12 protein-coding genes and 1 tRNA gene are annotated in these 11,900 nt (G+C 45.6%); 12 read left to right on the top strand and 1 reads right to left on the bottom strand.

The window, feature by feature from the left end; all coding sequences use genetic code 11:
- Positions 1-3 precede the first annotated feature (3 nt).
- From G589_RS21065 to G589_RS0107805, 8 genes are all read left to right on the top strand, one after another.
- The gene (locus G589_RS21065) at positions 4-432 is read left to right on the top strand and encodes an endolytic transglycosylase MltG (RefSeq protein ID WP_051192251.1); all 429 of its coding nucleotides are present in this window, start codon (positions 4-6) and stop codon (positions 430-432) included.
- Positions 422-1,066 (top strand): O-methyltransferase, encoded by a 645-nt coding sequence (locus tag G589_RS0107835; protein ID WP_026521721.1) that lies wholly within the window; start codon positions 422-424, stop codon positions 1,064-1,066. Before G589_RS21065 ends, G589_RS0107835 begins: the two co-directional genes overlap by 11 nt.
- 13 nt (positions 1,067-1,079) lie before the next feature.
- Positions 1,080-2,324: a peptidase U32 family protein gene (locus G589_RS0107830; RefSeq protein ID WP_026521720.1), complete on the top strand. Its 1,245-nt coding sequence runs from the start codon at positions 1,080-1,082 to the stop codon at positions 2,322-2,324.
- A 68-nt stretch (positions 2,325-2,392) separates the two neighbouring features.
- Complete coding sequence (locus tag G589_RS0107825; RefSeq protein WP_022768048.1) at positions 2,393-4,504, top strand: glutamine synthetase III family protein; 2,112 nt, start codon at positions 2,393-2,395, stop codon at positions 4,502-4,504.
- A gap of 180 nt (positions 4,505-4,684) precedes the next feature.
- Positions 4,685-4,757 (top strand) — tRNA-Gln (locus G589_RS0107820).
- 70 nt (positions 4,758-4,827) lie between these two features.
- A complete protein-coding gene (locus tag G589_RS0107815; protein ID WP_026521719.1) occupies positions 4,828-5,556 on the top strand; it encodes an acyl-[acyl-carrier-protein] thioesterase in 729 nt (242 codons plus the stop codon).
- 39 nt (positions 5,557-5,595) lie between these two features.
- Positions 5,596-6,426, top strand: a complete 831-nt coding sequence (locus G589_RS0107810; RefSeq protein WP_035775633.1) for a CvfB family protein — start codon at positions 5,596-5,598, stop codon at positions 6,424-6,426.
- Between the two features lie 8 nt (positions 6,427-6,434).
- Positions 6,435-7,358, top strand: a complete 924-nt coding sequence (locus tag G589_RS0107805) for a CPBP family intramembrane glutamic endopeptidase (RefSeq protein ID WP_026521717.1) — start codon at positions 6,435-6,437, stop codon at positions 7,356-7,358.
- Positions 7,359-7,424: 66 nt separating this feature from the next.
- Here G589_RS0107805 and G589_RS0107800 read toward each other — a convergent pair whose 3' ends face one another.
- A complete protein-coding gene (locus G589_RS0107800) occupies positions 7,425-7,613 on the bottom strand; it encodes a YjfB family protein (RefSeq protein ID WP_022768052.1) in 189 nt (62 codons plus the stop codon).
- Positions 7,614-7,884: 271 nt separating this feature from the next.
- On the opposite strand from G589_RS0107800, the gene G589_RS0107795 reads away from it, so the two are divergent.
- Genes G589_RS0107795 through G589_RS0107780 form a run of 4 tightly spaced genes read left to right on the top strand, consistent with a single transcriptional unit; the run spans position 7,885 to position 11,892 of the window.
- The gene (locus G589_RS0107795) at positions 7,885-8,967 is read left to right on the top strand and encodes a PucR family transcriptional regulator (protein ID WP_022768053.1); all 1,083 of its coding nucleotides are present in this window, start codon (positions 7,885-7,887) and stop codon (positions 8,965-8,967) included.
- A 49-nt stretch (positions 8,968-9,016) separates the two neighbouring features.
- On the top strand, positions 9,017-9,757 hold the full coding sequence (ftsE, locus tag G589_RS0107790; RefSeq protein WP_022768054.1) for a cell division ATP-binding protein FtsE: 741 nt from the start codon (positions 9,017-9,019) through the stop codon (positions 9,755-9,757).
- Entirely contained in the window at positions 9,747-10,643 is an 897-nt protein-coding gene (gene ftsX / locus G589_RS0107785) for a permease-like cell division protein FtsX (protein ID WP_026521716.1), read from the top strand. Before ftsE ends, ftsX begins: the two co-directional genes overlap by 11 nt.
- A 25-nt stretch (positions 10,644-10,668) precedes the next feature.
- Positions 10,669-11,892 carry a murein hydrolase activator EnvC family protein gene (locus G589_RS0107780; protein WP_035775630.1) on the top strand — a complete coding sequence of 408 codons (1,224 nt, stop codon included), beginning with the start codon at positions 10,669-10,671 and terminating at the stop codon, positions 11,890-11,892.
- The last annotated feature ends 8 nt before the right edge of the window (positions 11,893-11,900 follow it).

Here is an 11,900-nt window from a genome sequence, read left to right as displayed (position 1 = left end):
TTTATGAACGCAAAAAAATTTGCACTGGGATTTCTGGATCTGGCTGTTAAGGCTGTTTTTGTCATCATTGTGGTCATGCTGATCTCAAAATATGCCAAGATTGCCTACAGCTACGGATACCAGATATTTAATCAGTCAGCTGTATCCTCCGGGACAGGAAGAACTGTGAGCTTTACCGTCAAGAGCGGAGATGATGTGGATACCATAGCTGACAATCTTGCCGGCCTTGGCCTTATCAAGGACAAGACGCTCTTTAAGCTCCAGGAGAGATTCTCGGAGTACCATGAAAAGGAAAAGCCCGGAACCTATGAGCTTAGCACAGCAATGACTCCTGAAGAGATGCTGACGGTAATGTCAGGCGGACAGGAGGGAGCTGAAGGAGAAGAGGGCCAGCAGAGCCAGGAGAGCGGAGACGAGTCAGATGGTGGGTGAGAACGACAGGATCAGCAGCTTTATAAATTCTCTTGATCCCGGCAATCTCCCGTTTCTTGATGAACTGGAGAGAGCAGCACTTGAGGATCAGGTTCCCATTATCCGCAAGGATACACAGGCACTTCTTAAATTTCTCATGGCTCAGAATAAGCCCAGGAACATATTGGAAGTTGGCTGCGCTGTGGGATTTTCTGCACTTTTAATGGCAGCATATACAGATGCAGATACCAAGATTACAACTATAGAGAAGTTTGAAAAAAGAATTCCCGTAGCAAGGGAGAATTTTTCCAAATACGACACTGAAGGTAAAATCACACTGTTGGAGGGGGACGCCACAGATATTTTAAAGGGTCTTGATCCGGGGTATGATTTTATTTTTATGGATGCAGCCAAGGGGCAGTACATCAACTTTTTGCCTGACTGCCTCAGGATCCTAAATAAAGGCGGACTTCTGGTTTCAGACAATGTCCTCCAGGACGGAGACGTGTTTGAGTCAAGGTTTGCGGTAACAAGAAGAAATCGCACCATCCATGCAAGGATGCGCGAGTATTTGTATGAGCTTAAGCACAACGATCAGCTAAATACGGTCATCCTGACCGTGGGCGATGGTATGACACTTTCGGTTAAGCTATAAGAGGAATGAATCAATGAAAAGACCAGAACTTTTAATCCCTGCATCAAGTCTTGAAGTACTAAAGACAGCCGTAACCTTCGGCGCCGATGCGGTTTATATCGGCGGAGATGCTTTTGGGCTCCGCGCCAAGGCCAAGAATTTCAGCCACGACGAGATGAAGGAGGGCATAGAGTTTGCCCACGCCCATGGCGTCAAAGTCCATGTCACCGTCAATATCCTGGCTCACAACTACGATCTCGACGGAGTTGAAACTTATCTTCATGAGTTAAAAGAGCTTAAACCTGACGCTCTTATCATCGCCGATCCCGGCATCTTTATGAAGGCCAGAAGGATATGCCCTGAGATCGATATCCACGTTTCAACCCAGGCCAACAACACCAACTATGAGACCTACAATTTCTGGCATGACCTCGGAGCCAAGAGAGTTGTTGCAGCCAGAGAACTTTCCATAAATGAGATTAAAGAGATCACATCCAAGATTCCGGATGACCTTGAGATGGAGTGCTTTATCCACGGCGCTATGTGTATTTCATATTCGGGAAGATGTCTTTTGTCCAATTACTTCACAGGGCGTGACGCCAACCACGGCGCATGCACTCATCCCTGCAGATGGAAGTATGCGGTTGTTGAGGAGAAAAGACCCGGTGAATACCTTCCTGTCTATGAGAACGAGCGCGGAACCTATATCTTCAACTCCAAGGATCTGTGCATGATAGAGCACATTCCGGAGCTGGTGGATGCAGGAGTGGACAGCTGCAAGATCGAGGGAAGAATGAAGACGGCCCTTTATGTTGCAACCGTGGCAAGGACTTACAGAAAGGCCATCGACGACTACTTTGAGTCAGAGGAGAAGTACAGGCAGAACATGCCATGGTATCTTGATCAGATTTCAAGATGTACTTACCGCCAGTTCACCACAGGCTTTTATTTTGGAAAGCCCAGTGACGAGACTCAGATCTATGACAACAACACTTACATAAATGAATATATCTACCTCGGAATCGTCTATGACATTGACGAGAGAGGTTATGCAAGAATAGAGCAGCGAAACAAGTTCTCCGTGGGTGATGAGATTGAGATCATGAAACCCGACGGAACTGATGTAAAGACTACAGTAAAAGGCATGTACAGAGAGGACGGAACGGCCGTAGAGTCATGTCCGCACTCCAAGGAAGTCATTTATCTTGACCTTTCTGTCACTCCTTCAAAATACGATATTCTCAGAGTGGATGCAGAGGAATCCACCAAGGAACAGTAAAAAATACTTGAGTTTTCGGAGAATTATTGTATAGTTGAATACAAATTCAGTTTAAAGGGGAACATAGGATGAGCAATGTGGTTAATGTAGAAGAGATCTTTGGTCAGAACGTCTTTACCATCGCGACGATGAGAGAGCGTCTTCCGAAGTCTGTCTTCAAGGAAGTTATAAACGTCATCGAGAACGGCGGAGAACTCTCCAAAGAGTCTGCTGATGTTGTTGCCAACGAGATGAAGAGCTGGGCAATGGAGAGGGGAGCAACACACTATACCCACTGGTTCCAGCCACTTACAGGCATTACAGCTGAGAAGCACGATTCATTTGTTGGAAGCGCTGACGCCGATGGCCACATGCTCACTTCTTTTTCAGGAAAAGAGCTGATAAAGGGCGAACCTGATGCATCATCATTCCCGTCAGGCGGCCTTAGAGCTACATTCGAAGCAAGAGGATATACAACCTGGGATATCACATCACCGGCTTTCCTTAAGGAGTCCGGAGCAGGTGTTACACTCTGCATCCCTACAGCATTTTGCTCATATACTGGAGAAGCTCTTGATAAAAAGACTCCTCTTTTAAGATCCATGGAAGCAGTTAACAAACAGGCTCTTAGAATCGTTAGACTTTTTGGCAACACTACAGCCAAGAGAGTTAACGTATCCGTCGGTCCTGAGCAGGAATACTTCCTTGTTGACTGGGATAAGTCCATGAAGAGAGAGGATCTTATCTTTACAGGAAGAACACTTTTTGGTGCAATGCCTCCAAAGGGTCAGGAGATGGAGGATCACTACTTCGGTGTTATCCGTGAGAGAGTCGGAGAGTACATGAAGGACCTCAACACCGAGCTCTGGAAGCTTGGCGTTCCCGACAAGACACAGCACAACGAGGTTGCTCCCGGACAGCACGAGCTTGCTCCTATCTACGAGACTGCAAATATCGCAGTAGACCACAACCAGATCATTATGGAGACCATGAAGAGGGTGGCAGAGCATCATCACATGAGATGCCTTCTTCACGAGAAGCCCTTCGCCGGAGTTAACGGCTCAGGTAAGCACGACAACTGGTCTCTTTGCACAGATAACGGCGTGAACCTTCTTGATCCCGGTGATACACCTAACAAGAACGTTCAGTTCCTTTTTGTACTTGCATGCATACTTAAGGCAGTTGATACTCACGCTGACCTTCTTCGTCAGAGCGCAGCTGATGTAGGAAACGACCACAGACTTGGTGCCAACGAGGCTCCGCCTGCGATCATTTCCGTATTCCTCGGAGAGCAGCTCGAGGACGTAGTAAGACAGCTTATTGAGACCGGTGTTGCCAAGTCCAGCAAGCGCGGTGGCAAGCTTAAGACCGGTGTTTCAACCCTTCCTCAGTTTGAGAAGGATGCAACAGACAGAAACCGTACATCACCTTTTGCCTTTACAGGTAATAAGTTCGAGTTCAGAATGGTTGGCTCATCAGATTCAATGGCCAGCTCAAATACAACACTTAACACCATAGTTGCTGAGGCTTTCTGCGAGGCAGCAGACATTCTTGAGAAGGCCAAGGACTTTGACGTTGCAGTTCACGACCTTATGAAGGAATACCTGACCAAGCACCAGAGGATCATCTTCAACGGTGACGGATACTCAGACGCATGGGTAAAAGAGGCTGAGAGACGCGGACTTCCAAACATCAAGTCCACAATCGAGGCAGCAGATACACTTACTACCAAGAAGGCGATCAAGCTCTTTGAAGACTTCGGTGTATACACCAAGGTTGAGCTTGAATCAAGAAAAGAGATCATCTTCGAGAACTACGCCAAGACCATCAACATCGAGGCTCTTACAATGATCGACATGGCTTCCAAGCAGATCATTCCTGCAGTTATGAAGTACGCAGGACGCCTTGCCAAGGATGTCAACGAAGTAAAGGCAGCAGGCGCTGATGCTTCAGCTATGGCTGACGAACTTAATGAGATCACAACAGAGCTCAACAAGATGAAGAAGGCCCTTGACCAGCTTAAGGCTAATGAGGCCAAGGCCGGCAAGATCACAGATGAGAGAAAGCTTGCTTATTTCTATAAAGACAAGGTAAGACCTTCCATGGAGGCTCTCCGCGAGCCTGCCGACAAGCTTGAGATGCTTGTTGATAAAAAGGATTGGCCTTTCCCTACATATGCAGATCTACTTTTCGAAGGCTAATATGTAAGTCTGTGGGGAGTCAGTGGGGACGGTTCTCTTTGACTCGTTTTGCTGCGCAAAATGAGTCAAAGAGAACCGTCCCCACTGACTCCCCAAAGGCTTTTCAAAAACTTTTTTGGAAAAATTTAAAAAAGTACTTGCAATTAATAAACAGACCACGTATAATTACTTCTTGTCCGATGGGCTATCGCCAAGCGGTAAGGCAACGGACTCTGACTCCGTCATTACGTAGGTTCGAATCCTACTAGCCCAGCTATCAAGCTCTTCAAAGCGTTAGCTTTGAGGAGCTTTTTTGTGCGTCTGCAATAACACGGGGGAAAACAATGTACAGCTTCAATTCACGAATCAGATATAGCGAGACAGATACCAATGCGGAACTGACCATAGAATCTCTGATCAACTATTTTCAGGATTGTTCCACGTTCCACACGCAGGACGGACCGGCTACCATGGAGTATCTGAAAGCAAACGGTATTGCCTGGGTTTTGAACTCCTGGCAGATCGAGATAAACAGGCTGCCTAAGCTCTGCGAGGAAGTGACAATAGGAACCGTGCCCTACGAGATCAAGGGCTACTTTGGTCTTCGTAACTTCTTCATGGACACCAAGGAGGGCGAGAGACTTGCTGTTGCCAATTCAGAGTGGACTCTCTATAACTTTGAAAAAGGGCTTCCTGCCAAGGTGACGCCTGAGATCATCGAGGCCTATCCTGTGGAGGAGCGCCTTGATATGGAGTACTTACCAAGAAAGATCGTACTCCCCGGGGATGTTACTCCTGTGGCAGCGGATGAGATCGTGGTAAGGGAGCACCACCTTGATACCAACAACCACGTAAACAACGGACAGTACGTAAGAATGGCTCTTGGAAGACTTGATAATGAGAGCATCAATATTAAGAGGATCAGAGCCGAATACAGAAAACAGGCAAGACTTGGGGACATATTGTACCCCGATGTTTATAAATCTTTGCAAAATGGCAATATGTCTTATACTATTAATTTAAAGGATGCAGACGGACATAGTGTCTGCAAGGTTGAGTTTATTGCGCAATGATGCAATTGCGAAATCTCGGTAGAGAGAAACGGAGGACTTATGATCAAATTAGGAGAAAAGCAGGTTTTAAAGGTAGTTAAGAAGGTGGACTTCGGTGTGTATCTTGCAGATACCGACCCGGAGGAGAAAGTTCTTTTACCAAATAAGCAGGTTCCGGAAGGAACAGAAGTCGGCAGCAAGATAGAGGTCTTTATCTACAGAGACTCAGACGACAGGCTGATTGCAACAACCAATGAGCCAAAGATCATGCTGGGTGATGTGAGAATGCTTAAGGTCAAGGATGTTGCCAGGATCGGAGCTTTCATGGACTGGGGCCTTGAGAAGGACGTACTTCTTCCTTTCAAGGAGCAGACCAGAAAGGTTAAGCCCGGCGAAGAGGTACTCTGCGCCATGTACATCGACAAGAGCAACAGGCTCTGTGTGACCATGAACGTTTACCAGTATCTGCTTACAAACTCGCCCTATGGCAAGGATGACAAGGTTAAGGGCACTGTTTATGAGATGAGCGACAACTTCGGTGCCTTTGTGGCCGTTGACGATATATATTCAGGTCTGATCCCCAAGAAGGAACTCTATGGAAATATTCAGATTGGCGATCAGGTAACAGCAAGAGTCGTATCTGTTAAGGACGACGGTAAGCTCAATCTGAGTATCAGAGAGAAGGCATATCTTCAGATGGATACGGATGCTGAAAAGGTCTTTTCCATGATAGAGGAGTGCGGCGGTAAGCTCCCCTTTACGGATAAGGCTTCACCTGAACTTATCAGAGATAAGGCAGGCATGAGTAAGAATGAGTTCAAAAGAGCTGTCGGAAGACTTCTCAAGGAAGGCAAGATCGAAATAAGACCCGATTCAATTGTCAAAAAGTGAGGACTTAAATGGACTATAAAAGAGCCAACAGAGCTTATCTTTATATGATTCTATCCACACTGGCGCTGGTACTTTTACTTACAGCCTGGGTATTTACCACAGGAGGTGAACTCTCCATTACTGCCAGTAACATCTTGAGCGAGCTTATGATACTGGTTCCGGCCATTGCCACGATCCTTTACCACGGAGACAAGCTGGGGGTGCTTATTCCCTTTAAGAGGATAAAGATATCTTCCGCGCTTCTTACGGTGCTGTATGTGGTACTTCTTTTTCCGCTGGTGACCTTTATCAATTCGGTTTCGATGCTCTTTGTCGACAACACCATCGTTGGTCTGTCGGATGAGATCACCGGAATGCCGATGTGGGAGATGTTTTTGCTGATAGGATTCTTTGGACCTTTTGTGGAAGAGATTGTGTTCAGAGGCTTTTTCCTTCAGAGTTATCAGAGAACCGGAAGGATCATCGGTTCCATGATCCTCTCATCAATCCTTTTTGGACTGACGCACATGAACTTCAACCAGTTTGCTTATGGCGCAGCCATGGGACTTATGCTCTCACTCCTGGTGGAGGCTACCGGAAGTGTGTTGACTTCATTTATCGCCCACGCAACTTTCAACTCTATTGAGGTGGTGCTGATGTATGCAACTTCGGATGTTCTGGATAATGCAGAGAGCATGCTTACAGAGATGGAGGCAACGGGACAGATTCTTTTGACCATCGGAATTTATTTCATAGCGGCGGTTATCTTCACGGCAATCGCATTCTGTGTGGTGATAAAGATTTCTGATATTGAGAAGAGAAAAGAGTTCTTTGTCAGCATTCCGAAATGTCGCAAGCAGGGCTATAAACTCATCACTGTTCCGCTTGTTTTGGCCATCGTCATCGCTGCAGCTTATATGATCGGATTAGAAATATTAAATACCTTTATATAATCAAAAAGACCCACTGAAACGTTCAGCGGGTCTTTTCTTGTGCAATACTGCACGGTTTTGATGGCCTCAGATGCTTATGTCGATATTTTGACCGACATTGGGATCAAGAGATGGCGAGGGCATTGAATTCATGGCCGAAACCATGGCTGCGCCGTTTGCCTCGAGATTGTCGAGACTCTTTGCGAGCATAGCAACGCCATAATCATTCTTGATATTGTTCTGAGCAAGGGCCATCGATAAAGCAGGAATATCCATAAGGCCACCTCCTTGTGTATGAATATACTTTCCCTTATCTGTTATATCGGCTCTAAGGACCAAAAATATTATCGGCAGGAAGAAAGTCGGATGGCAAAAAACAAGAGGCGTTTTTGTGACTTTTGACTACAAAAATAAAAAAATAGACAAAAAACACCTCTGTTTGTATAGATTTTTTTGTACATTTATATTAAAATGGTTAAGTAATGTGTTTTCATTACAAATATTGTAATAATTTAACCTGCACTAAAGGTGCAAGAAAGAGTGATACATGATATCCAATCAGATTTTGCAGAACACAATCGACGGACTCAAGAACATAGCGCATGTAGACCTTTGTGTGCTTGATATTGACGGTAAGGAGGTTGCATCTACCACCAATGAGATCGGCAACGTTTCGGCAGTGGCCAGGGACTTTGTTGAGTCGCCTGCAGATTCGCAGGAGATTCAGGGCTATCAGTATTTCAAGATATATGACGAGCAGCAGCTTGAGTATCTGCTCATCTGCACCGGAAGCGGTGACAACGTATATATGCTGGGCAAGATGATCGCATATCAGATCCAGAGCCTTTTGGTTGCTTACAAAGAGCGCTTTGATAAGGACAACTTTATCAAGAACCTGCTCCTTGACAACCTTCTTCTGGTTGATATCTACAGCAGAGCCAAGAAGCTTCACATCCAGAGCGACGCCAAGAGAGTTGCCATGATTGTAGAGTGCGCCGGCGGAAGAGACAGCAATATACTTGAGCTCACAAGAACCTGTGTGGGCAGCGGAACTGATTTTGTTACAGAGGTAGATGAGGACAACGTCATCGTAGTCAAGGATGTCAGCGAGATGGCTAAGCCTTACGAGATTGCAAGATCAGCAGAGGATATCTTATCCTCACTTGAAAAAGAGGGACTTTCAGGCGTAAGGATCGCCTATGGTACAGTTGTTGGCGAGATCAAGGAAGTGAGCCGTTCCTACAAGGAAGCCAAGATGGCTCTTGATGTAGGTAAGATCTTCTTTGACGAGCGCAAGGTTATCTGCTACAGCGAGCTGGGTATCGGAAGACTTATCTATCAGCTTCCTATTCCGCTCTGCAAGATGTTTATAAAAGAGATCTTCGGAGGAAGGAACCCTGATGAGTTTGATCAGGAGACCCTCAGCACCATTGATAAGTTCTTTGAGAACAGCCTCAATGTATCCGAGACCTCAAGACAGCTCTTCATACACAGAAACACTCTTGTTTACAGACTGGACAAGCTTCAGAAGAGCACCGGCCTTGATCTGAGAGTCTTTGACGATGCCATTACTTTCAAAATTGCATTAATGGTTGTAAGATATATGAAGTATATGGAGAGGTTCACGTAATTGATATGTCAGGTAGCAGACATATTACGGTTTAACAAAGAGGAGAGTTATGGAAAGAGGATACAGAAAAAGAAGGACAAACAGGCAGATCCCCGAGGATGAGGTTATCACGCTTGAAAACGTGACTAAATCTTATTCTACGGGTGCACCGGCCTTAAACGGAGTCACCCTTCACATTAAGAGGGGTGAATTTGTTTTTATAGTGGGCGACAGCGGATCAGGTAAGTCTACTCTTATTAAGCTGCTGCTCAGAGAGCTTGTTCCCACTGACGGCGAGATTACAGTTCTCGGCTATAATTTAAAGAGAATCAAGCACAGCAAGATTCCGAAGTTCAGGAGAAACCTTGGAATTGTCTTCCAGGATTTCCGTCTCTTAAAGGACAGAAACGTCTATGAAAACGTCGCTTTTGCCCAGAGGATTGTTCAGACTCCCACAAGGGACATAAAGCGAAACGTTCCGTCAATACTTGCCACAGTCAATCTGGCAGGAAAATACAAAAACAAGATCAATCAGCTTTCAGGTGGTGAGCAGCAGAGAGTTGCTCTTGCAAGGGCCCTTGTAAACAAGCCGGCCATTCTTCTTGCTGACGAGCCTACCGGTAACCTGGATCCCAATAATTCCTGGGAAATTATGAAACTCATGGAACAGATCAACGAGAATGGTACAACCGTCATCGTAGTTACTCACAACAGAGAGATAGTAAATGCTATGAAGAAGCGAGTTATTACCATGAAGAAGGGCGTCATTATAGAGGACGAGGAAGAGGGTATGTACATCGATGAGGATTAATAGTTTCTTTTACACAATAGGCCAGGGCTTTAAGAACCTGGGACGTAATAAATGGTACACCCTGGCATCAATTGCCACCATTACAGCATGTCTTTTCCTGTTTGGTCTGTTTTATGCCATAATCACAAACTTCCAGAACGTGGTTAAGACAGCGGAGGAAGGAGTCTCTGTAACAGTGTTCTTCAACGAGGGAACAACTGAGGATGAGATCCTTGCGGTAAAGAGTGATCTGGAGAAGAGGACAGAGGTCCGTGAGATCCAGTACGTTTCAGCTGATGAGGCGTGGGAAGGCTTCAAGGAGGAGTACCTTGGAGAGTATGCAGACGGATTCACAGAGAATCCTCTGGCAGATTCAGCCAACCTTCAGATCTATCTTAACGACGTATCAATGCAGCCGGCTCTTGTAACTTATATAGAGTCCATCACATCTGTAAGAGAGGTTAACAGGTCTGAGGTTACAGCTACAACCCTTAGCGGACTCAACCTCCTTATTGCTTATGTGTCTGCGGGTATTATCATAGTTCTTTTGCTGGTATCAATATTCCTTATTAGTAACACTGTAACTATGGGTATTGCAGTCAGAAAAGACGAGATCAACATCATGAAGTATATCGGAGCCACAGACTTCTTTGTAAGAGCACCCTTCGTTGTTGAGGGTATTCTTATCGGTCTTATCGGATCCGCTATACCTCTGATCATCATCTATTTCGTATATACACACGTTATCACCTACGTTGTATCAAGATTTACAATGCTAAGTTCACTCCTGAACTTCCTGCCTGTTGAGACAGTGTTCAACAGCCTAATTCCAATATCACTTCTCATCGGTATCGGTATCGGTTTCTTCGGAAGTTTCATCACAGTAAGAAAGCACTTGCACGTATAAAGATCAGGATAAGGACGACCCATAGGTGATTAGATTTTTTAAACGAAGCACAAAAAGAATATCGGGCGTTATCCTGTGCCTTTTAATGGCTGTTTTTGTCTTTATGGCATCTGCTGTTACCAGTTATGCTGAGGTTACCGAGGAGTCCATCAAGGCCAAGGAGAATCAGATCAGCGAGGCCAAGAAGGAGAGAGACTCTCTTAAGAATGCCAAGACAGATCTTGAGAAGGTCAAGAAGGAACTGGAGACCAGTAAGTCCAACCTCAACAACTATATCACTCAGCTTGACGGACAGCTTACCGATATCCAGGAAAAGATAGATTCGCTTAACAATGAGATTACTGAAAAAGAGCAGCAGATAGAGACAACAACGCAGGAGCTTATAGAGGCAGAAGCTGTTCAGAAGGCTCAGTATGAGGCCATGAAAAAGCGAATCAAGTTCATGTATGAACGCGGAGATACGCTCTATCTTGAACTTCTCATACAGTCAGGAACCTTTGCCGATATGCTGAACAAGGCGGAGTACATTGAGATGCTCTCCTCCTACGACAGACAAAAGCTCAATGAATATATAGCAACAACTGAGCTCATAAAGCTCACCAAAGAGGCCCTTGAAGAAGAAAAGGCTACACTTGATGAAGCCAAAGCTGCCAAGGAAGATGAGGAAGCTTCTCTTCAGGCTCTTATGGACACCAAGGCCAATGAGCTTTCAGCTGTTAAAATGGATATCACTCAGAAGGAAGCAGCCATCAAGGCCTACGAGGACGAGATCAAGGCTGAGAACGCAGCGATCGCCGCCCTGGAAAGAGAAGTTGCAGCGGACAAGGCATCACTCTACAGCAGATACATGTATGACGGTGGAATGTTCACCTGGCCGGCTCCCAGCTACACAAGGATTTCCGATAACTACGGTATGAGAATGCATCCGACTCTCGGAGTTGAGAAGATGCATAACGGTATAGATCTGGCAGCTCCATCGGGATCACCTGTACTTGCAGCCTACAACGGAACGGTAGTAGCAGCCGATTACAACTCATCCATGGGTAACTACATCATGATAAACCATGGAGGAGGTCTTTATACCATCTACATGCACTGCTCGGCTCTCTACGTTTCAAAGGGACAGGATGTTACCTCAGGAACCAAGATCGGAGCAGTAGGTTCGACCGGAAGATCTACAGGTCCGCACCTTCACTTTGGTGTCAGACTTAACGGCAATTACGTAAGCCCATGGAATTATCTTAAGTAAGCCGGATA

This window comes from Butyrivibrio sp. VCB2001 (genome assembly GCF_000423965.1).
Taxonomy (GTDB): domain Bacteria; phylum Bacillota; class Clostridia; order Lachnospirales; family Lachnospiraceae; genus Butyrivibrio.
This window is presented reverse-complemented; position numbering and strand designations above follow the sequence as displayed.